The organism is Streptomyces sp. NBC_00086 (assembly GCF_026343255.1).
Taxonomy (GTDB): domain Bacteria; phylum Actinomycetota; class Actinomycetes; order Streptomycetales; family Streptomycetaceae; genus Streptomyces.
In genome coordinates, this window is the sequence record NZ_JAPELZ010000001.1 from 1,440,510 (window position 1) to 1,462,168 (window position 21,659).

General features: G+C 69.2%; 20 protein-coding genes and 1 pseudogene. 16 read left to right on the top strand and 5 right to left on the bottom strand.

The window, feature by feature from the left end; translation table 11 throughout:
- Positions 1-189 precede the first annotated feature (189 nt).
- A complete protein-coding gene (locus OG276_RS06495) occupies positions 190-1,062 on the bottom strand; it encodes a hypothetical protein (protein ID WP_266903512.1) in 873 nt (290 codons plus the stop codon).
- A 145-nt stretch (positions 1,063-1,207) separates the two neighbouring features.
- Positions 1,208-2,989 carry a glyoxylate carboligase gene (gene gcl / locus OG276_RS06500; RefSeq protein ID WP_266912577.1) on the bottom strand — a complete coding sequence of 594 codons (1,782 nt, stop codon included), beginning with the start codon at positions 2,987-2,989 and terminating at the stop codon, positions 1,208-1,210.
- 267 nt (positions 2,990-3,256) lie between these two features.
- Here gcl and OG276_RS06505 point away from each other — a divergent pair, with 267 nt between their 5' ends.
- Positions 3,257-4,126, top strand: a complete 870-nt coding sequence (locus OG276_RS06505) for a hypothetical protein (RefSeq protein ID WP_266903513.1) — start codon at positions 3,257-3,259, stop codon at positions 4,124-4,126.
- Between the two features lie 43 nt (positions 4,127-4,169).
- Positions 4,170-4,658 (top strand): glutathione peroxidase, encoded by a 489-nt coding sequence (locus tag OG276_RS06510; protein WP_266903514.1) that lies wholly within the window; start codon positions 4,170-4,172, stop codon positions 4,656-4,658.
- An 81-nt stretch (positions 4,659-4,739) separates the two neighbouring features.
- On the opposite strand, the gene OG276_RS06515 is transcribed toward OG276_RS06510, so the two are convergent.
- Both OG276_RS06515 and OG276_RS06520 read right to left on the bottom strand, forming a co-directional pair.
- Positions 4,740-6,281 (bottom strand): AMP-binding protein, encoded by a 1,542-nt coding sequence (locus OG276_RS06515; protein WP_266903515.1) that lies wholly within the window; start codon positions 6,279-6,281, stop codon positions 4,740-4,742.
- 214 nt (positions 6,282-6,495) lie between these two features.
- Positions 6,496-7,665 (bottom strand): winged helix DNA-binding domain-containing protein, encoded by a 1,170-nt coding sequence (locus tag OG276_RS06520; RefSeq protein ID WP_266903516.1) that lies wholly within the window; start codon positions 7,663-7,665, stop codon positions 6,496-6,498.
- 163 nt (positions 7,666-7,828) lie between these two features.
- Between OG276_RS06520 and OG276_RS06525 the strand changes: the two genes are divergently transcribed.
- The 5 genes from OG276_RS06525 (at position 7,829) to OG276_RS06545 (ending at position 12,541) form a co-directional block, all read left to right on the top strand.
- Positions 7,829-9,007, top strand: coding sequence for a magnesium and cobalt transport protein CorA (locus OG276_RS06525; RefSeq protein WP_266903517.1), 1,179 nt, complete (start codon positions 7,829-7,831; stop codon positions 9,005-9,007).
- Positions 9,008-9,335: 328 nt separating this feature from the next.
- A complete protein-coding gene (locus OG276_RS06530; RefSeq protein ID WP_266903518.1) occupies positions 9,336-9,866 on the top strand; it encodes an SMI1/KNR4 family protein in 531 nt (176 codons plus the stop codon).
- Positions 9,867-9,971: 105 nt separating this feature from the next.
- A complete protein-coding gene (locus OG276_RS06535; protein WP_266903519.1) occupies positions 9,972-10,136 on the top strand; it encodes a hypothetical protein in 165 nt (54 codons plus the stop codon).
- Positions 10,137-10,286: 150 nt separating this feature from the next.
- Positions 10,287-11,225, top strand: coding sequence for an LLM class flavin-dependent oxidoreductase (locus OG276_RS06540; RefSeq protein WP_266903520.1), 939 nt, complete (start codon positions 10,287-10,289; stop codon positions 11,223-11,225).
- Positions 11,226-11,299: 74 nt separating this feature from the next.
- Positions 11,300-12,541, top strand: a complete 1,242-nt coding sequence (locus OG276_RS06545; protein ID WP_266903521.1) for an erythromycin esterase family protein — start codon at positions 11,300-11,302, stop codon at positions 12,539-12,541.
- Positions 12,542-12,548: 7 nt separating this feature from the next.
- Here the strand turns inward: OG276_RS06545 and OG276_RS06550 are convergent, their stop codons facing one another.
- The gene (locus OG276_RS06550; protein WP_266903522.1) at positions 12,549-13,082 is read right to left on the bottom strand and encodes a hypothetical protein; all 534 of its coding nucleotides are present in this window, start codon (positions 13,080-13,082) and stop codon (positions 12,549-12,551) included.
- A gap of 361 nt (positions 13,083-13,443) precedes the next feature.
- On the opposite strand from OG276_RS06550, the pseudogene OG276_RS06555 reads away from it, so the two are divergent.
- The 9 genes and pseudogenes from OG276_RS06555 to OG276_RS06595 all read left to right on the top strand — a co-directional run.
- Positions 13,444-13,635: pseudogene (locus tag OG276_RS06555) on the top strand (CorA family divalent cation transporter); the annotation flags it as partial.
- Positions 13,636-14,155: 520 nt separating this feature from the next.
- Entirely contained in the window at positions 14,156-14,908 is a 753-nt protein-coding gene (locus OG276_RS06560; protein WP_266903523.1) for a hypothetical protein, read from the top strand.
- 376 nt (positions 14,909-15,284) lie between these two features.
- A complete protein-coding gene (locus tag OG276_RS06565; protein ID WP_266903524.1) occupies positions 15,285-16,160 on the top strand; it encodes a helix-turn-helix transcriptional regulator in 876 nt (291 codons plus the stop codon).
- 100 nt (positions 16,161-16,260) lie between these two features.
- Positions 16,261-16,446: a hypothetical protein gene (locus OG276_RS06570; RefSeq protein WP_266903525.1), complete on the top strand. Its 186-nt coding sequence runs from the start codon at positions 16,261-16,263 to the stop codon at positions 16,444-16,446.
- Positions 16,447-16,515: 69 nt separating this feature from the next.
- Positions 16,516-17,127: a hypothetical protein gene (locus tag OG276_RS06575; protein ID WP_266903526.1), complete on the top strand. Its 612-nt coding sequence runs from the start codon at positions 16,516-16,518 to the stop codon at positions 17,125-17,127.
- Positions 17,128-17,233: 106 nt separating this feature from the next.
- Positions 17,234-17,902 carry a hypothetical protein gene (locus OG276_RS06580; protein WP_266903527.1) on the top strand — a complete coding sequence of 223 codons (669 nt, stop codon included), beginning with the start codon at positions 17,234-17,236 and terminating at the stop codon, positions 17,900-17,902.
- A 2-nt stretch (positions 17,903-17,904) separates the two neighbouring features.
- Complete coding sequence (locus OG276_RS06585; RefSeq protein ID WP_266903528.1) at positions 17,905-19,113, top strand: MAB_1171c family putative transporter; 1,209 nt, start codon at positions 17,905-17,907, stop codon at positions 19,111-19,113.
- A 40-nt stretch (positions 19,114-19,153) separates the two neighbouring features.
- Positions 19,154-20,335, top strand: coding sequence for an MAB_1171c family putative transporter (locus tag OG276_RS06590; protein WP_266903529.1), 1,182 nt, complete (start codon positions 19,154-19,156; stop codon positions 20,333-20,335).
- A gap of 67 nt (positions 20,336-20,402) precedes the next feature.
- A complete protein-coding gene (locus OG276_RS06595) occupies positions 20,403-21,611 on the top strand; it encodes an NAD(P)/FAD-dependent oxidoreductase (protein WP_266903530.1) in 1,209 nt (402 codons plus the stop codon).
- Positions 21,612-21,659 lie beyond the last annotated feature (48 nt).

Here is a 21,659-nt window from a genome sequence, read left to right on the forward strand (position 1 = left end):
CAGGGGCCACGCACAGAGCCCCCTGTATGCGGAAGAGAACCTCCCCCACCCTCTCCGCCCGGCGGTGCGAACGTCCTGTCGCGCCAGCCTCGTACCGTCGGGCGGTAACAAGCAACACACACTCAAAGAGCCGAGTCACGGACGGTCCCGTGACTCGGCTCTTTGTCATGCGCTGGGTGAACGACGCCGTCAGTACGCGCCGAAGGACCAGAAGACCCCGACCTCGTCCCCGGACACGGCGATGAGGCCCAGCTCTTCGAACAGGTCGAGGCCGTTGATGTACTCGCCCGTGATGAACGTGTGGACCCTCGTCCCTGTGAGGCCGGCCTGGACGAAGTCCCTGGCCGGGTCCGAGGCCGCATCCAGGGCGTTCGTCCAGAACCGGGCGTCCGGACCGTAGCGGTCCAGCAGGAACCGTGCGTCGGCCAGCAGCGCGTCCCGATCCGGCCGGCTCCGGACGGATCGGTGGTCGACCCACTCCTCCGCCATGACGGCGAGCGCGGTGACGGCCCCCGCCGCCTCCAGCTCGTGCAGGCGCTCCCGGAACCCGGCGGCGGGCGGCGGCTCGAAGGGGTACGTCGGCACGAACTGGCGGGCGTTGTTGGTGAGGTCGCCGTCGATCCGCAGCCAGCCGCGCGGGTCCGGGACCTCGCGGCGCATCAGGGCGAGCACGTCCTCGGCCCAGTCCTCGTGCCGGCGCGGCCCGGTGGCGAGGAAGACGTACGGATCCTCCAGCAGGCGCAGGGCCGCCGCGTTCCAGGGGCTGCGGCGTCGCCGTAGCTCCATGAGGGTAGTGCCGACGCCGTGGGCGAACACCTCGGCCGGTGAGCGCGGGACGCCGGCCAGCTCTCCGTAGCCCCACCGCAGGAGTTCCGTGGCCGCACCGTCCGCAGCGGCCCCACTCAGCTCCCGCGGCGCCTCGGGGACGACGGCCCGGTTTCCCCTCTGCAGTTCGATGGCTGCCCGCCACACGTCTTCCAGGTGGGCGTCGAGGAGGTCGAGGGCGGTGCGGTCGAGGGCGGTGCGGTCCAGGGCGGTGCGGTCGTCGTCTGCGGTGCTCATGGGGCAAGCCTAGGAGGCCTGACGTCGCGTACCGCCTGGTGGGACGGCTCCGGGACCTGGGGCCCGTAGGGAACGCGGAACGGCCCCCGTTCCTCCTGGAGGAGGGACGGGGGCCGTTCGGTGGTGCTAGACCAGCCTGGTGGGACTAGGCGGGCAGGGTGTTGCGGAGCGCGGTCGGGGCGTGGCCCAGCTCGGTCGCGACCTCTTCGAACTCGGTGACGTCGCTCATGTCGACCGTCTTGCTCATCGAGATGTTGGTGATGCGCTCGAGGATGGCCTCGACGACGACCGGGACCTGGTGCTCCTGGGCCCACTTCTTGGCCGTCTCGAAGGCCTCGCCCAGCTTGTCCGGGTCGGTGACGCGGATCGCCTTGACGCCCAGGCCCTCGGCGACCTTGACGTGGTCGACGCCGTAGACACCCAGCTCGGGGGTGTTGATGTTCTCGAATTCGAGGTTGACCTCGAAGTTGATGCCCAGGCCGCCCTGCGCCTGACGGATCAGACCCAGGTAGGCGTTGTTCACGAGGACGTGAACGTAGGGGACCTTGTGCTGGGCGGCGACCGCCAGCTCCTCGATCATGAACTGGAAGTCGTAGTCGCCGGACAGCGCGACGATCGGGGTCTCCGGGTCCGCGGTGGCGGCACCGATCGCGGCCGGGATGGTCCAGCCGAGGGGGCCGGCCTGGCCACAGTTGATCCAGTTGCGCGGCTTGTAGACGTGCAGCATCTGCGCACCGGCGATCTGGGACAGACCGATGGTGGTGACGTAGCGGGTCTCGGGGCCGAACGCCTTGTTCATCTCCTCGTAGACGCGCTGCGGCTTCATGGGGATGTTGTCGAAGTGCGTGCGGCGCAGCAGCGTCGCCTTGCGCTCCTGGGCGGAAGCGGCCCAGGCGCTGAAGTCGGGCAGCTTGCCCTCGGCCTTGAGCTCCTTGGCGATCTCGACGAAGAGCTCCAGGGCCGCCTTGGCGTCCGAGGCGATGCCGAAGTCCGGGGCGAAGATCTTGCCGATCTGGGTCGGCTCGATGTCGACGTGGACGAACTTGCGGCCCTTGGTGTAGGCGTCGAGGTTGTAACCGGTGTGACGGTTGGCCCAGCGGTTGCCGATGCCGAAGACGAAGTCCGACTCCAGGAACGTGGCGTTGCCGTAGCGGTGCGAGGTCTGGACACCGACCATGCCGGCGGCCAGCTCGTGGTCGTCCGGGATGACGCCCCAGCCCATGAGGGTGGAGATGACCGGGACGTTCGTCAGCTCGGCGAACTCGACCAGCAGGTCGGAGGCGTCGGCGTTGATGATGCCGCCACCGGCGACGATCAGCGGACGCTCGGAGTCGAGCAGGAACTGCAGGGCCTTGCGGGCCTGGGCGCGGGTGGCGCTCGGCTTGTAGACCGGCAGCGGCGAGTAGGTCTCGGGGTCGAACTCGATCTCGGTCAGCTGGACGTCGATCGGGAGGTCGATCAGGACCGGGCCCGGACGGCCGGAGCGCATCAGGTGGAAGGCCTCCTGGAACACGCCCGGAACCTGGGCGGCCTCCAGAACGGTCGTCGCCTTCTTGGTGACCGGCTTGGCGATCGAGGCGATGTCGACGGCCTGGAAGTCCTCCTTGTGGAGCTTCGAGACCGGAGCCTGACCGGTGATGCACAGGATCGGGATGGAGTCCGCGATCGCCGAGTACAGGCCGGTGATCATGTCGGTGCCGGCCGGGCCCGAGGTACCGATGCAGACGCCGATGTTGCCGGCCTTGGCGCGGGTGTAACCCTCGGCCATGTGCGAGGCACCCTCGACGTGGCGGGCCAGCGTGTGCGCGATTCCGCCCACGTTCTTGAGCTCGCGGTAGAACGGGTTGATCGCAGCACCGGGAACGCCGAACGCTTGTTCGACACCCTCAAGCTTGAGGATCTCCACTGCAGCGGCGGCGGCTGTCATACGAGGCATCGAGTTCTCCTGCGGGTCTGGCGGGTCAGGCTTTTCCGTAATCCGGAAGTTTTGTTCTGCTATACGGAACAAGCTAAGCGGGGACTCCCCGCAACGTCAAGGCGGTACGGCACCCCGGAACCCACCAAAAGCCGCCGATGGGGCAGTGAGTTGTACGAAAATCCAGTGCCCGACCGAAAATCGGGGGTCTGCCCACCCCTCCGGTGGCAGGTGGTGGACCATGGGCCTACGCACAGCTACGGAGGGGGTCCGGTTCTGATGGCGGATGCGGTACCGGTGCGCTGCCCGGCGTGCCTGCGCGAGAACGGCTACGCCGTGCCGGTGTTCCCCTGCGCCTGCGGGAACCCGGTCACCCCTCCCCTGGACCTGACGTCACCGCCCCGGGAGCTGACCCACCGCACCTGGACGCAGAGCTGGGTCGCGGTGCGCTGCGAGGCCTGCGGCCGGGAGAGCGAGTGGCCGCATCCGGAGGTGGGGTGCACCTCGTGCGGGACGGTGGTGCTGGTTCCGGTGCATCCGCTGGCGCCGGTGGGCGGGGTTCCGCGGACTGCCGCGGCGGCTCAGCCACCCGGGTCCCAGCCGCCCGGGTCTCCCCTTACCGGGTCCGCGCCCCGCGCGGCGGAATCGCCCGGGTGGCCGGTGTCGCCGGCGGGGCCGGCCGCGGCGGGTCCGGGACCCGGCCCGGCACGCGACCCGTCGGACACCCCTGGCAGCCGGACCCCGGCCGACCCCGCGGTGCCCCGTCCCGACTTCCGGCCCGTGACCATCCGTACGGCCCGGGACGCGGTGGTCACCGCCGCGCTGTACCTGCGCTGGCTCGGCTTCCAGGACGTGCGCCAGCCCGACGGACGGCCGATCCCGTCGACGGCGGTGGACCTGCGGGCCCCGGGCCTGGTCGCCCAGGTGGACCCGACCACGGCCCCGGCCGGGCTGCGGGCGGTGGAGTGCGTCTGGCTGAACGGGCTCACGGCCTGCGCGACCAGCGTCTACTTCTCGCTCGCCGGATACACGGAAGACGCGCGCGCCCGCGCGGACGACCTCGGGATACCGCTCTTCGTCATGGACCTCACGGGCATGCCCCAGCCGGTCAACGACCCGGCGGAGGACCTCCTCGGCATGGGGGCCTAGGCTCGGGGGGTATGACGCGTGTCTGCCTGCCGAGGAGAGCTTGATGAGCCTGTACGACATCCCGCTGACCACCCTGTCCGACGAGCCCACCAGCCTCGCCGCGCACAAGGGCAAGGCGATCCTGCTCGTGAACACCGCCTCGCAGTGCGGTCTCACCCCTCAGTACTCGGGCCTGGCCCGTCTGCAGTTCAAGTACGAGGAGAAGGGCTTCACCGTCATCGGTGTGCCGTGCAACCAGTTCGGCGGGCAGGAGCCGGGCAACGCCGACGACATCCAGACGTTCTGCGCGGCCGGCTTCGGGGTCACCTTCCCGATGCTGGAGAAGTCCGAGGTCAACGGCGAGAACCGCCACCCGCTCTACAAGGAGCTGGTGAAGGTTCCGGACGCCGAGGGCGAGGCCGGTGACATCACCTGGAACTTCGAGAAGTTCCTGATCTCCCCCGCCGGCGAGGTCGTGGCCCGCTTCCGCCCGCGCACCGAGCCCGAGGCCGCCGAGGTCATCGCGGCGATCGAGGCCCTGCTGCCGGCGTAGCACCGCCCGCGAGTCGAGGGCCGAGGGCCGGTACGGGGCTGCGCGCGCAGCCCCGTACCGGCCCTCGCTCGTCCGCGGGGGTCAGTTCACCTGCCGCTCCAGGCCCGACCAGTACGGCTCGCGGAGCTTGAACTTCTGGATCTTGCCGGTGGCCGTACGCGGGATGCCGGCGCGGAACTCGACCGTCGTCGGGGCCTTGTACCCGGCCAGCCGCTGCTTGCAGTGGGCGATGATCTCCGCCTCCTGGACGGACTCGCCCTCGACGAGGACCACGAGCGCCTTGATCGTCTCGCCCCACTTCTCGTGCGGCACACCGATGACGGCGACCTCCGCGACCGCCGGATGGCTGAAGATCGCGTCCTCCACCTCGATCGAGGACACGTTCTCGCCGCCGGTGATGATCACGTCCTTCTTCCGGTCGGAGATCGTCAGGTGGCCGTCGGCCTCGTCGACCGTGCCGCCGTCGCCGGTGTGGAACCAGCCGTCCCGCAGGGCGGCCGTGGTCTCCTCCGGCTTGTCCCAGTACCCCTCCAAGACGACGTTCGACCGGGCCAGTACCTCCCCGTCCTCGGACACCCGCAGCTTGACCCCGAGCGCCGGCAGCCCCGCGCGCGACAGCCTGCGCGCCCGCTCCTCGGCCGGCAGCTCCGCGTCGGCGGGCAGGGTCCGGTTGAAGGTGAGCAGCGGCGAGGTCTCGGTCAGGCCGTAGATCTGAGTGAACTCCCAGCCCAGCTCCTCGCCCATGCGCTGGATCGTCCGGCTCGGCGGCGGGGCGCCCGCGCAGACGACGCGCACCCGGTCGCGGCCCGGGATCTCGCCCTCCCAGCTCGCCGCCGCGTCCAGCACCGTGTTCCACACGGCGGGCGCGCCGCACATCAGCGTGACGCCGTGTTCCTCGACCCGGCGCAGGATCTCGGCGCCGTCGACCTTGCGCAGCACGACCTGCTTGACGCCGAGCCCGGCCATCACGAAGGGCATGCCCCAGCCGTTGCAGTGGAACATCGGCAGGGTGTGCATGTAGACGTCCCGCTCCCAGACCCGGGTGTGCAGGCCGAAGGTGAGCCCGTTCACCCAGATGTTGCGGTGGGTCAGCTGCACCCCCTTGGGACGGGCGGTGGTCCCCGAGGTGTAGTTGATCGTCGCCGTCGCGTCCTCGTCCGGGTGCGACCAGGGGCGCGGCTCCACTCCGAAGCGCATCAGCTCGGCGTCGGTCTGCGGGCCGAGGACGAAGCGGTGGCGTGCCTTGACGCCCGACAGCGCCTCGTCCAGCTCCGGGTCGACGAGCAGGACCGAGGCCCCGCTCTGCCGGACCACGTAGTCGACCTCCTCCGGCTTCAGCCGGAAGTTGACCGGTACGCAGACGCGCCCGCTCATCGGCACCGCGAACAGCAGCTCCAGGAGCCGGGCGGAGTTGTGGCTGACCACCGCCACGCGCTCGCCCTCGCCGACCCCCAGCGCGTCGAATCCCGCCTGCCAGGCCCGTACGCGCTCGCCGAGCCTGCCGTAGGTCGAAACGGGGACCGGTGGACCGGGCTGATCCGGCTCGTCCACCACGCCCGGACTGGACGAGAACCCCAGCTCCGCCCGGTCGAGGAAGTCCGTGACGGTCATGGGAATCCGCATTGCTCTCTCCTAGGTCCCGAATCCCGAACAGCTGCCTGGACGACGCGCCGCGCTGCCCCCCAGGGCGAGCGGCCCGCCACGAACGAGAACGATCGCGGGTGATCTCGGTCGTGCCAGGCATCGTGCCGTGTCCGGTGTACGGGCCACCAGAGCGCGGCGGGGCCGGGTCGCCCGGGTCGCCCGCCCTCCCGGCCGGCTCGCCCGCCCGGCCGGCTCAGCCGCGGATGGGCCCGAAGCGAACGGAGCCGCTGGAAGGCCCCTGGCCCTGGCCCTCGCCCTCGCCCTGGCCCTCCCCTCCTCCCGCGCCGCCCCCATCCCCCATGGCGGCGAGAAGCGCCTCCCCCTCGGCCACGATCTCCGCCTTGCCGGCCTTGGAGACCTCGGCGAACAGCTGGACGGTGAGCGTCCCGCCGTCCAGCTTCCAGAGCCCGGCGAGGAAGCCGTCGAGGAGCAGCGTGCAGTGGGCCTGGTTCCCGGACCAGGTGCTCCCCTTCAGCTCGGGCGCGATCACCCGGGAGCGGTCGGCGTGGGAGAGGAGCAGGTTGTCGAACTCGGGAAGGAACCGGGGCGGCGCGGGCTGCTCCGCATCGGGTCGGGGCCCGTCGGGCAGATCGAAGAGCTCGACGCCGTTCTCGTCCTGGAACACCTCCAGGCCGGGCCTGAGCCGCTCGAAGGCCTCGCGCAGCCGGGTGAGCCCGGCCCACGTCTGCATGTCCTTGACGGAGGCGGGCCCGAAGGCCCCGAGATACCGCAGAACCACCTCATCGATCCCCGGCGTCTCCCCGCCCGGGCCTCGCCCCTCCTCTCGAACCCACTCGGTCAGGGTGGTGAGGCGGACCTGCCCGCTCTTGCCCCACACCCCGCGCGGGGTGACCTGGACGAGCGGAAGCCGGCAACGCGCGGCGACGGACAGCGACTGCGGGTCGGCTCCGGGCCACTCCTTGAGCAGCTCCTCCCGTATCTCCGCCATGGTCCGCGGCTCGGCCTCCACGAACGCCCGCGCGCGCTCGGCCAGCCTGTCCAGGTCCACTCCGACCAGGCCCTTGCGGAAGTAGTTGATCTCCCGGTCGCGGGCGGGCTGGACGAGCGGGCGCAGGGTGAGCGCGTCGTGGACGGTGTGGGTGTGGATGGTGGACCTCATGGTGACCATCCGGACCACCTGACGGGACTCCATCAGCCCGGCGAGCTCGGCCGGCCCGAATCCGGCGAGTCGGGCGTGCAGCTGGAAGTAGGGCGGCTTCACGTTCTGTGCCTGAAGTCCCAGCAGGTGCTGCGTGGCGTCCTGCGCGGACATCTCGGCGCGGGTCAGGAGCAGCTGGCGGGCGAGCGTGGCACGGTTCAGCGCACGGGTGTCGAGTACGGGACGCGTCGTCTTGGAGGCCATGACAGCAACGTAGCGGCCCATGCGGACACCTTCTGTCCGCAACTCCGAACCGGTCGCACCCGAGCGCACGGACCCGCGTGAACCTCCTCCACCCCGGGATCCATCCACCCGGATATCCTGCCCTTTGCCCGTAAACACCCGTTCGACCGGGAGCTGACCTGCGATGTCGGAGCGACCAGACCGCCGCCCCTCGCCCCCGTCCGCCTCCGCGCCCGCGAAGCGTGCGGGTTGGCGGCGCCCGGCCGCCCCTCCCGCCGCTCCCCCGGCCACACCCCCACGGGCCCCGAAGCCGGCCCCGCCGGCCCCCACCCCCGCCGACCACCGCAGCGTGATCGACTCCGCCGTCTACCGCGACGGCGTCCGGGTCGCCTCCCCCACCACCCTGGCCGACACCTTCCGCCGACTGCGCGAACAGCCCGACGGCATGGCCTGGATCGGCCTGCACCGCCCCACGGAACCCGAACTCCACTCCCTGGCGGATGAGTTCAACCTCCACCCGCTCTCCATCGAAGACGCCCTGGAAGCCCACCAGCGCCCCAAGCTGGAGCGCTACGGAGACACCCTCTTCGTGGTCCTGCGGGCCGCCCGCTACCTGGACGCACTGGAGGAGGTCGACTTCGGCGAACTCCACATCTTCGTCGGCCCCGACTTCCTGATCACGGTCCGCCACGGCGCGGCCCCGGACCTCTCAGCGGTCCGCCGCCGCATGGAGGAGTCCCCCGAACTCCTCTCCCTCGGCCCGGAAGCCGCCCTGTACGCCATCCTCGACGCGGTGGTCGACGGCTACGCCCCGGTCGTCGAGGGCGTCCAGATCGACATGGACGAGATCGAGACCGAGGTCTTCAGCGGCGACCCGGAAGTCTCCCGCCGCATCTACGAACTCTCCCGCGAAATGGTCGAGTTCCAACGCGCGACCCGCCCCCTGGTCGGCATGCTCCACAGCCTGATGGCCGGCTTCGCGAAGTACGGCACGGACGAGGAACTCCAGCGCTACCTCCGCGACGTAGCCGACCACGTCACCCACACCAGCGAACGCGTAGACGGCTTCCGCCAGGCCCTGACCGAAATCCTGACGGTCAACGCCACCCTGGTCTCCCAACAACAGAACGCCGAAATGCGAGCGTTGGCGGAGGCTGGCTTCGAACAGAACGAGGAGATCAAGAAGATCTCCTCGTGGGCCGCCATCCTCTTCGCCCCCACCCTGGTGGGCACGATCTACGGCATGAACTTCGAGGACATGCCGGAGCTGAAGTGGGCAGGCGGCTACCCCTTCGCAATCCTGCTGATGGCCGTGGTCTGCGTCAGCCTGTACGTCATCTTCAAGAAGCGCGACTGGCTGTAGACCGCACAGCAGCACCATCGATCAACTTAGCTCCTGCGAACGTCGAGAAGTGGCCCACAGGACCCCCTGGGGAGAATCTGGGGAGAATCCGCAGCCCGCCCATGCCGGGCGCTCCCCCGGACCTTGGGGCCAGCCTTCCCGCACCGCCGACCACCTTCGACGGCACGCGATTGCGGAGGGTAACGACAACGGGTGGCACAGCAGATACTGTGCCACCCGTTGTCGCGACCAGGCCTGTCCTGTCTCCCCCGACGACTGCAAGCCGGCAGTCGTCCAACGACCTTGCCCGTGGGGCGTCGATGTCCGACCCCCTGTCTAGCCTGTCTCCGTGAAGCCCACCGATGACCGCCAGTTCCCCGCCGCGCTCGCCACTGCGATGGCCGTTCGATTCGACTACGCGGACGGGAAGACCGGGGTCGACTTCGAACCCTTCCCGGCCTTCCTGTCCGCTGCCGAGACCACCGACTGGTTCCAGGCATGGACCGGGAACAGCGAACTGGACGGCAACGACTTCCGCGTGTTCGGACAAGACGGCACGGGCGGGTACGCGGCGATCTGGCTCATCCGCCCGAGCCGCCCTCTGGCCGAGCAGCCCATCGTCTTCCTCGGCTCCGAGGGCGAAACCGGTGTCGTAGCACGCGACCTGGGCGACTTCCTGTGGCTCCTGGCCGACGGCTTCGGCCCCTGGGAAGCCGCCACGTCCTACGAGCCGGACTGGAAGGCGAGCCCCAACCCGGAGTTGGCAGCCATCGCCGAAGGATTCGCACCGCACCAACGCCGGTCGGCGGCAGCCGTGATCGAGCTGGCGACCCGGGAGTTCCCCGACTTCGACGACACCATCATGGAACTCTGCCGCTGAACCCAGCGCCGTCCCCTGCACGACCAGCCGGAATCACGGAAATGACGGAACGCTCAAGTCACCGCGCCCCTCTGTCGCGTTCGAGCATCGCTGTAGCCTCTGGCCATGAAGCACGGGGAAGGCGGGGACGCGCTCGTTCTGGAGGCCCGCGCGATGCCGGCCGCGGGACAGGGCGAGGAGGAGACCAAGTGCTGGACGGCCGCGGCGAGCGGATCCGCACCCTGTTGTGGACTGCCGCCTGCGCCCGCGGAGGCTTTCCTGGCGGCATGATCCCCTGGTTTCGTACCGGGGAGCTCACCAAGATCTTCCTCCTCTTCGCGCAGACCCGGTTCCGGAACGGGCGGCGCTCACCTCCCGAGTTCCGGGCGGCCATGGTTACGGCCGGGGAACTTCTGGCGACCGCGCAGGCGACCTCCCGCCATGCCGACGGCCCCCCAGCACGTCGCCCCCTTCGCCGCGCTCGTCCGCGACGAAGGAGCGGCCCGCCTTTGGCAGGGCCAGTCCCTCTGCGCCGACACCCAGCAGGTCTTCGCCTACCTGGCCGGTATGGGCTACCGCGTCCCGGTCGGGACCAGTGTCGCCCTCATGCCGCTGCGGCATCCGCTGGACGCAGCGATCCAGGCCCGCTCCCTGTCCGTCCTCACCGGACACCGCACGACCCTCGGACTCGGTCCGGCGACCCCCGACGTCGTCGCCGGACTGCACGGAAAGCCGTACGACAGCCCACGCGACGCCTGTGTGGAATACCTGACCGAGGTGCGGCGCCTGATCGGGACCGAGGACGGGGTCGCCGGACCCGGCATCGGCGCCGCCATCGGCCTGCCGGGCCTGTCACATCCGGGGGTGAAGACCGGACTCGGTGTGCTCCGGCCGACGCTCGCGCGGGCCGCGGGCCGGGTGGCGGACGCGGCGATCAGCTGGATGACCCCGCCCGGCTACGTCCGCGACACCCTGCTGCCCGCCATGGCGAAGGGTGCGACCGAGTCGGGCCGCCCGGTGCCCCGCATGGTCACCGTCGTGCACGCCGCCGTCGACCGCCCCGGGCGCCACGCCTACCGGCTCGCCTTCGCGGCCGCCCATGTCCACCTGGCCGGGCCGCACTACTGCGACATGCTGCGCCGCGCCGGACTGCGCGTCCACCACAGCCGCCCAGGGCTCGGCGCCCGCGCCCTGGTCGATTCCGGAGTCTTCCTCTACGGCACGCCCGGGAGCATCGCCGCACAGCTGGCCGAATTCGATCGGGCGGGGGTGGACGAAGTTGTCGTCAACGTCGCGGGAGTGTATTTCGAGCATGGCCGACCGGACGCCGTACAGGACCTCCAGGAGATCCTCGTGGCCTGCCGGAAGGCGACGAACTGACCCAGGAACGGGTGCGGAAGGCCGGGGCATGCCCGCGTGTCGCCCTCCCGTACGCGGTGAGGAGAGGCAAGACGGTGCCCGACGACATCGCCCGATGGCTGAACGAGCACGCCAACCCCTTGAGCACCCTGACCCCCGGCGCGCCGGTGGAGGACCTGAAACCCCTGGGCGAGGCACTGCGGGGAACACGGATCGTCGGTCTGGGGGAATCCACCCACGGCACGGGCGAGTTCTTCCGGCTGAAGCACCGCATCGTGGAGTTCCTGGTCCGTGAGGAGGGGTTCACCACCCTCGCCATGGAGGCCAGCCAGTCCGCGGCCCGCGCGCTCGACGCGTACGTCCGGTACGGCACGGGCGCCCCCGAACGGCTCGTCGCCCGGCTGGGCTTCTGGACCTGGCGCACCCGCGAGATGGTCGACCTCGTCGAGTGGCTGCGCGCCCACAACCGCGACCTGCCCGAAGGGCGCCGGGTCCGCTTCGTGGGAACCGACCCCCAACTCTGCGCCGACTCGGTCGAGGCCGTCACCGCCTTCCTGCGCCGCGCTGCGCCCGAACAGGCCAGGCGCGTCAGCGCCCTGGACGTCCTGGCCCGGGCCCGCCCGGGCTCGCTTCCGGACCCGGACAAGGCCCTGATGCGACGCGCCGAGGAGATCGCCCGCCTCGTCGCGGACCACGCCGGGCGGCCGGGTTCCGGCGACGACGCCTGCGAGGCGCTGGAACACGCGCGGATCCTGGTCCGCGCCGCCGACCTGGTGACCCGGCCCTTCGCGGCCTCGGCCGGCGAGGACGGCGTGTTCGCCGCGCGTGACCGCTACATGGCCGAGGCCGTCGCACGGCTCGTGGACGACGACCCCGGTGCGCGCGTCATGGTCTGGGCACACAACGGGCACATCGCGAAGGGCACGTACGGGGACCAGGTGCCGGCGCTCGGCAGCAGGCTCCGCGAACGGTACGGCGACGCCTACTACGCGCTGGCCCTCCTCTTCGGCAAGGGGTCCTTCCTGGCCCGCCGCGGCAACGACCTCCAGCGCCCGCCGGTCCGCCACCGCATCGGCACCGGCCTCCGCTCACTGGAGGCCAGACTCACGCACGCCCTGCCCGGCGACTACTACGCGGACCTCCGCGCCGCGAGTTCCCCCACCCGCCCCGCGTCCTGGCTGCACGCCCCGCACGCGCAGCGCAGCTTCGGCGCCAACGTCCAACGGTTCCTCTACCGCTTGAACACCGCCCCGCTCGTCCCTGCCGAGGACTATGACGGCATCGCGTTCGTAGCCCGCTCGACCTGCTCCCACCTGCTGCCCCCGGCGGAGGACTGACGTTCCCTCACGGCCACAGGTCGAGCGCGGCGTTCAGAGTGAGCTGCCACATCGGTTCGGCACCGGTGCCGAATGCCGCGGCGAGCCCGTACCCCACGGACGTGTCGTACGGGTCCCTGGCGCGCTCGGACTCGCCCGTCGCCTCCCAGTCGGCCGACACGCGCCCGTCGCCGCTCGATGTGAAGACGCCGAGCAGCCGCTCGTCCCGCAGCAGCCGGCTGGTGCCGAGGGAGTCCGGAACCAGCAGATAGCTGCACTCCCGCGCCCCTGACACGGCCTCGACCCGGTACGAGCGTCGGGTCAGGAACCCCTTGGACGGCCGCAGGGTCTCCTCTGCACCGTCGACGAGCAGAGTGAGGTGCTCGGGGTCGCGCGTCCCGATCGGCACATGGCTCTCCGGCACGGTGTGCGGGGCCCGCCGGATCTCGACCGGCGGCAGACCGTCCCCGCTCACGCCCAGCGTCCCGCCCTCATGGTCGAGTTCGATCCGGACCGCGCCGAAGAGCGGATCGTCGTCGGGCACGTACGCGTACGGATTCATCGGGACCCTTGCCTCCTGTTCATCCTGGTGATCGTCTTCCCCCAGTCTCGTCCGGACGCGGTGGACCGGTTCCCTTTCCGGCCAGAGGCGGGCCCGTGGGCGACGGCCACCGGCTCCCGCCTCGCTGCCACTACATCGCGTAGCCGGTCACGCCAGGCGCTTCGCGGTCCCGACCAGCGGCGATCCGTCTTCAGAGGCAGCCGCGGCTGGGGAGAATCCGGGGAGAACGAAGCCTCGTTGGGGAGCGGCTGGGGAGAATCGGCCGTACAAACGGGCAGCACGGTGAAAGGGGCGGAAAGGCCGATCACCGCAGGTCGGACCGTCTGTTCGGGCGATTTCCGCAGGTCAGCGGGGTGAGGGTGACGACTTCAAGAAGATCTCTTCCTGGGCGGCCATCCTCTTTGCCCCCACCCTCGTCGGCACGATCTACGGCATGAACTTCGAGGACATGCCGGAACTGAAGTGGGCCGGCGGCTACCCCTTCGCGATCCTGCTGATGGCGGTCGTCCGCGTCAGCCTGTACGTCATCTTCAAGAAGCGCGACTGGCTGTAGACCGCACACCAGCACTGTTGATCAACTTAGCTGTTGCGAACGCCTGAAAGTGGCCTGCAGGGCCCTCTGGGGATTACACCTCCCCCTCCAGGTCGGCTTGCCGCTTGCATTCGACATCGACCACAGCCTGCGCGATCTCCCCCATGGTGACAGTGGGATCGGACACCTCTCTATGCCCAGCTCTCCCAGGTCGTCCAGAGGGTGCCTGCGGTCGTAGCGCTTGGTCTTCATGCATGACACCCACTTGCTGGCCGCACCGGCCACCTTCGCGTCATTGCGTGAGTCCTGGAAGATCCGGCCCGAGATAGCGGTGGGTTCGGGCGTCTGCGGCAGGGGGCAGAAGTGCCTGGCCTCTCCCCGGCACCCGCCGTCCGGGATCTCCTTCCCCCTCTACGTGCCACCCTCGACCTCTGCGCCAGCTCCGGTGAACACCGCCGACTCGGCCCCGGCAGCCGGCTCCCAATGAGGCGGTCCAGGGAGGTCGTTCGGAAGGTGGTATCCGTACTTCCTCGCCGCGTCGATGTCGGACATCGGCCCGGCTGGAAGCGACCAGGTCGGTCAGGAGGTCACCCAGGTGGTGCGCCTGTCCGGCAAGTTGTTCCGTACGACAACGCCTCGCAGCTTGAAAGTCGTGGAGTACTGGCCGCTCTCGACGGTGCCAGGGTTTCCGTCGTCGGCCGGGCCGCTAGGTTCTGGGCAGGGAAATCGCGAAGCCCAGGGCCTGACAGAGGAATTGCTTCAGGTCCCGCCGGACAGGCTGCAGGCCCCCGCCTGCTGCCGAGCGGGCGGGCGGGCGGGCGGGCGGGCGGGCGGCATCATGGGGTCGGGTGTTGAGGGAGGGCTGACGGTGATACTCAAGTGTGACCCCGTGTGCGACGTGGTGGAAGTCCAGGGATCGGCCGAAGAGCTGGACCGCCTGGCGTACATGGTGGCCGGGGGAAAGGGGAGTCTCCGCTGCGCGCCCGTGCTGGACGGCGAGACCCTGGCAGGGGTCGAGGTCCGAACGGGTTCCGGCCCCGGGGTTCTCATCCACCTCGATCACGAGCGGCAGGTCCTCGTGATCGACGGCGACGCCGAAGCAAGGACGCTGCTCGCGGACGAGCTGCGCGGCATGGCCGCCGCCGAAGACGGAGGCCACCTCCACATCGAGTACTACGCCGAGTACGGCTACCTCGCGGAAGGGTCCGTGTCGTTGGTGGTCAACAGCCCGCACGGAGGTATGCCCAGGCGGCGAGCCGGGCGGGCCAGGCAAGATCCGAAAGAGACGGCCTAGGCCCGTTCTTGTTCCAGAAGGTCAGCAGGGTGCTGGAGTTGGCGTTGCGGTAGTACTCCGACTTCACCTGGTAGCCGGTGCCGAGGTCCCGGAGGTTCAGGATGCTGTTCGAGGCTTCGGTCCACGTGGCAAGCTCAGCCCCGTACTTGGTCTCGAGAGCGAAGGCGGGTGAAGCGGCGGTGAGAGCCGAGGTCGCGACGAACCCGGCCGCTAAGCGCGCAGCGGTTTTGCCTTTCGCAGTTTTCCTCCTGCCAGTGGAGCCTGAAGGGGTGGTGTGGGACCAACCATTCGGGTCGATGAATGCAGGTTATATGCATTTAGCGATCTATCCGAGTAGGTAAACTCGCCATTCCCTGCCCCGCACCGTGGAGTCCCGATGCCCGAACGCCGCTTTGACGCCTCCGGGTTCCGTAGCGCACGTGTCTTGAGGGCCATGACTCAGGCGCAGGTGGCTGCCGCGCTCGGAATCAAGGACCAGTCCGTCGTCTCGCGCTACGAGAGCGGAGACGCATCCCCACCTGCGGAGAAGCTGCCTCGACTTGCGGCCCTGGTGGGCGAGCGCCTGGACGACCTGTTCCCGCGGCCCGGCCTGCCGACTCTCGCGGATCTCCGGTGCGACGCCGGCATGACGCAGAAGGACACCACGGCCGTCACGCAGACCGGCTCGCCCTCTCCCGTGCGGGCGGCTGAAGGAGGTCGGCGCAAACTCGCCCCCCACTACGTCGCTCCTTTGGCAGAGGCGTACGGAGTAAGCGTCGAAGAGCTCCTCGCCGCGGAGAGGCGTTCCTTCGGTGAGGACGTGCCGGCAGCGCCTCAGCATCCCCAGGTCCGGCAGCCCGTGGGGCCGCAGAGCATCGCGAGGAAGATCACCGCACTCCTCGAAGGAGCCTCGGAGCAGGAGCGCCCCACCGACACCGAACTCGCCGAGCTCGGCAACGCTCGGGCGGGGCGGACGATCCTGAGCGGGCCTCTGGTGACAAGCCTCCGTCTCGGCCGGAGGACGCACGCCGGCCCCGAAGTCCTGGACGCGCTGGCGGCTGCCCTTGACGTGCCCGCCATGTTCTTCGAAACCGGCGACGCGGAAGTCACGGCCGTCGTCACGAACTTGCGTGCGGCGCGTATCGGCCTTGCCGCCGTGGTGGCCCGCGGAGCCGAGGGCGAGTCCCAGAACGCCGAACTCATGCGCTGGGTCGCCGACATGTTCGCAGGAGGCAAGCACGGGGATGCCTCCCCGCCCCAGGCCACGAGCTGACTCCACCGGCGCCACATGCGGTGGCCGGGACGGGCGTTCGGCAAACCTCCGTCGAGTTCCCTCTCGCCGCGACGTTCGGAGAGATGTGCGCTCTCAAGGAATGACGAAGAAGGCGCGATCGCACCTGCGGATCGCTCCTGCCCTGCAGAACCGGCTCAAGCTCGGTGCATTTTCGGATATCAGCGCCCTATCGGAGCACGCCATGAGCGCTGCGTCGCGCCCCAGCGTGATCCCCGCGATCCTCCCGGGAAACGATCGTTTCATTGCGGATCTGACCGTTCCGTGATCTAGTGGCGGCGGGGATTGTCGGCACATCTTGACCACAGGTTCCCCTTCCAGCCGACCGGGAGGGTCTGTGAGCTACGGGTACGAGCAGCTCGCCAGGACCGTGAAAGAAGTCGAGGAGCTCCAGTCGGAGGCAGGACTCGACAGAGCATCAGTCTTCAATCTGCGAGACCTCACCTTCCATACGTCCATTCCAGAGGCAGACATCCTGCGACTGCTCGACGGTGAGCTCGTGGAGTCGCCGAGGACTGCGGGGGCCGAGCTGGCCCGCCGCATCGTGTTCCTCAGGAAAACCCGGCTGACGGTGGACAAGCACACAGGTAGCCCGCGTCAGTACACGACCGCCGAGATCGCTGCGGGCAGTGGGATGACCCCGCAATGGCATGGCAAGTTGCTGAACCACAGCACGCCCAACATCTGGCATGGCGCCGGCCTCGCCAAGTTCTTCGGCGTTCCCATGGAGTACTTCACCCAGACTCCGCCGGAGGCCGTGAAGCGGGTTCTGGACAGCAAGGTCATCCCGGACCTCACAGCGTTCCTCAAGAGTCCATCCGGGGCTGTGAGGAACCGTCACGCCATGCAGGTCCAGCTCCGCCTTGGCGACAAGGAGCTGTCCCCGAATCTGGAGACGGCTCTGATCGCCTTCGTGGACGCGATCACACGAGACGGCTCCGAACCCTAAGGTGGTCCGGACGCGACGGCTGACCTGACCTTCAGTCACCGGCAGCAGCAGGGCGGGCCACGGCTTCACCGCCCATCGGAGGGGAACTCAAAGTGGGGGCATTCGGATGAACGAGGGGAAGATGGCGGGCTTTCACAAGGGGGCACTCGCGACCCTCGGCAGGCTGCCATCCCATCACGGCGTACTGAGAGTGCCAAAGGCCCACCTGGCGCGGCGATCCGCCGCGCGCAGGATCGCGAAATTCTGCGACGCAGTGCTCACGGGTCTCGACAAGCCGATCCCTTCGGATCCGGACAGCCTGTTCGCCGTGTTGAGGGCCGACGTCGAGCGGCGCTGCAACGAGGACCGCGCTGCGCTCCCGTTCCGCCCGGTCTTCCTGTACTTCCGTGAGTTTCCCGAGGAGACGGCCAGTGGCCTCACGGCGATGTTCGACGACCGGATCGTCATCGTCGTCGAAAGTCAGACGACCACGCTGCACCAGTTCGTGATCTTCGCACACGAGATGTGGCACGCCTTGATGGGAGAGTGCCTGTCTCACGGGGCCCACAGCAACGTCGCCACGGCTGCCGCCAGGTCACTCGGTGGTGAACTGGCGGGCGACGACCTCGTCGCCCTGGCCGCGAGGAGCCACGCCGACACCCAAGAGGAAAGCGATGCGGAGGAGTTCGGGCTGCAGATGGGAGCCCGGCTGCGAGAGTGTCTGCGAGGGGGCGGCGCGGTGCCGACAACCGGTTTGGCGGGCCGGATCCAGTCCAGTATGGGTAGAGGCTACTGAGCATGACCGGGTCGGACTATTACATTCCCGCCGGCGTTCTGGCGATCGCTTTGATGGTGAAGGCTCCCTCGTTCTGGCGCAGCTGGCACTCGCCGATGTCGAATTCGATTTTCGTGATCCTCACGGCCTCGGCGGCAGGTTTCGTGTTCGGTGCTCCGCCGACGATCGAGCGGGTCAACCGGATCACCGGCGTCCCCAACATCTCGGCGCTCATCGTCTACTGCATCCTGTCGTGCCTGTCGTGCGGCTCGATCGTGCTCCTCATCCACTGGCGAGGGGGGCCCGAAGAGATCCTCCGGAAGCACACCAGGGTGTGGATCGCGGCCACCGCCGTGGTGATCGCGACGTTCTGTGCCCTGTTCTCTCTCAGCAGCGTGCCCATCGAGCAGCAGCGCGACTTCGACACCTTCTACGCGAACACCCCGTACGTGCGGGAGATGATCGTGCTCTATCTGACCGCGCACTTCGCCATGAGTCTCGTCGTGGCGACGAAATGCTGGCGGTGGGCCCGTGAGCTTCGAGATCTCCAGGCGGCGTGGACCCACTGGGGCCTGCTCATCCTCGTAGCCGCGTTCGGTATCGGCTTGTCGTTCGCCCTGTTCAAATTCCTGGCTGTCGGTGCCCGATGGGCCGGTACGGACAGATGGGACTCGCTCAGCACCGATGTCGCCCCTCCCCTGGCAGGACTGGGCGCAGGCCTGACGACGATCGGCTTCCTGGTGCCTGTCGTCGGGCCACGGCTGGGGTCGATGTGGGTGTCCTGGCGGGCCTACCGGGCAATGGAGCCCCTCTGGCGTGCGCTTGAGCCCTTCGCGGGACCCGGGAAGCCCACCTGGATTCGCCTTACCTCGTCACCGGAGATCCGGGCGATGGCCAGGTCCACCGACATTTCCGATCGCCTGCTCAACCTGGCACCCCACCTGAACGGCAGCCACCGCGAGGCAGCCGAGCGATACGCCTCTTCGCAAGGCTGCGAACCGGAGGTGGCTCTCATCTTCGCCGAAGCAGCGACGATCCACGCGGCCTTGGCCGCTGCGGAGGCCGCCGGGAGGCTGTCATCCGGGCCGATGGCCATCGCTGCCGAAACGGGCGCCACCATCGACACTCGTGTGTCAGGAACGAATGGTCTTGCCCGGCTGAGCATCCAGTTCTCCAAGATCCGCCGCTCCGACCTGCCCGTCGGCGACGCCGCCCACTCAGAGGGCAACTGATCATGCTCACTCTCCCCCACGGGGCTTGCGGGAGTCGTTGGTGAACGCGGGAACGGCGTACCTGTCCGTGGCCGTCGGCTTCTTCGTCGCTACCGCCGTCAAGGTCTGGGCGCTGCGGAAGAACCCTCGAGACCCGCTCCTGAGGGCCGTCGCCGCGACTCTTTTCGTCGCCGCATTTCTCTTCGTCACGGCCGCTCCCCCGAATCTCGCGGTCATCAACGAGATGGTCGGCATACCGAACATCGCGGCACCCATCGTGTACTCGATCCTGACCGCGTTCGACGGCATCAGCATCGTGTTGCTGATCCACTGGCGGGGAAACGAGGATTCGCGTGTCACCCTGCGGCAGACCCGGCTGTGCCTGACCACCTACGCCACAGTGATGATGGCCATATATGCCCTGTTCGCGCTGGGCGACGCACCAGTCGAACGACTCCGGGACCTGGACACCTACTACTCCAGCACGCCCTGGATCCGCGAGATGATCCTTCTCTACCTGGCGGCACACACCGTCGCGGCCGTCACCATGGTGCTCCTCTGCCTGCGTTGGTCGAGGCAGGTCCCCGGCACCTTGAAGGTCGGACTGCTGCTGATCGCCGCGGGGGCGGTGTGCATGTTCGGCTACGACCTTCTCAAGTTCACGGCGATCGTTGCCCGCTGGCTCGGCCACGATTGGGACTCCCTGAGCACCGACGTCGCCTTCTCACTGGCCGGTTTCAGCGCCTTGCTCGTTTCTGCCGGTTTCATGCTCCCGCCCATCGGACAAGGCGCGGGCTCCCGGTGGCGGGCTCTTCGCCGCTTTCGCCGGCTACAGCCTCTCTGGTTGGAAATCCGCCCGGAGGTACCTCCTACGAGCCCACCGCCGATGCCGTGGTGGCAGCCCGTGGAGCGTCGCCTCATGCAGCGCGAGAGGGACATTTTCGACGCGGTACTGCGGCTGACGCCCTGGTTCGACCGGTCGACCGGCACGGAGATCTACGCACTCGCCTTGGCCGAGTACTCCGAGATCCGCCGTGCCCGCGTCGAAGCCGATGCCTGCGTCATAGCCCGCGCGGTGATCCGGAAGGGGGACGCCGTGCCCGCCCTCACTCCCGAGCGTCGATGGACGGTCAGCTCCATCGAGGATGCCGAAGACCTCGTCGACATGTCCGCCGCCATGCTGCGCTCCCCGCGGGTTCAAGTGACGCGGCAGTCCCTCGCACTGGCAGACCACAGTGCATGACCGCAGCGAGCAGTCTGAAAAGCCCCTGCCCGTCCGCCGCACCGAGACCCCCCACAGAGAGACGACCATGGTCACCACACACCCGAAGCACGTCGAAGCCCTCATCATCGGCGGGGGGTACGCCGGCCTGCTGGCAGCATCTGTGGTCGCCCTGGCCGGCTACGACGTACTCGTTCTCGCGGCCGGCCAACCCGCCACCCACCAGGAGACGGGTTTCGAGCGCGCTCAGCATGGCGAGGTGCTCCACGTCGGCGGGATGTGGGATGTCAACGATCTGGCCTACGGCTCGGGTGCGATGCTGCAGCGCCGCGGTGCGCGGACGTTCCCCTTCCCAGCTGGGGACCACCTGTCCCGGACACGCCCACGAGCCTGGGGGACCCGTGAGTTGCTGACGTGCAGCCGCGACCTCTTGACCAGAGTGCTGCGTGAGGTCGTTGTCGCCAACCCCGCACGTGAGCGGGACACCACGATTCTGGATGGCGCGCAGGCCGTCGGGCTCATCGGCGACGAGTCCGCTGTGCTCGGCGCGCGCGTGCGGTTCGATGACGGGACCGAGCAGGATGTCACCGCGCAGCTCGTCGTCGACGCGAGCGGCGCCGATGCGTGTACGGCGATCTGGCTGAAGGATCTCGGCGTTGCCGCCGTACCGGTCACCACACGTGGCACGGCCGGGTTCTCCGCCAGCCGTCTCTACCAGGTACCGGAGGGGGAGGCGGACGTTCCCCTCACCGCTGTTGCGGACGGCGCCCGCAGTGCGGTGCTCGTCCCGATCGAGGACGGATTGTGGGCCGTCACCCAGACCGCCCCGGATCGTGAGCAGATAGCCGACGCGGATGCCTTCGCGGGCGCCGCACTGGCCCTATCGGACCCCAGCGTCGGCCGGCTCATCGCCGGGGCAGAGCCCGCAGGCGACGTGGTCGTCACACCCACTTCGGCCCTGCGCTGGCACCGGTACGAGCGAATCCGCGGGCCCCGCGGCATCGTCGTCATCGGGGATGCCCTGGCGACCTTCAGCCAGCTGGACGCACGAGGTCCGCTGGCGACCGAGGCCGCCGCCAGAGCCCTGCGCGTGGCACTCGGACGGGGCATCAGCCACCCGGCGGCGTCCCGCAGAGCCCAGCAGGCGATCGCCGAGGAGGTCGCGCACCTGTGGGCCGATCCCCAGACGGACCTGATGGGTGGGGGTCGGCCCAGGCCCGTCGGCCCGGGCCTCTCCGCACGCCTCTCACGCGTACGGGCGGCAGCAGGTCGGGTTCTGAAGCTGCGGGCCCGCTGAACTGAAAACCACGCTGCTCAGACTGAGCACGGACCGAGAACGGCACCG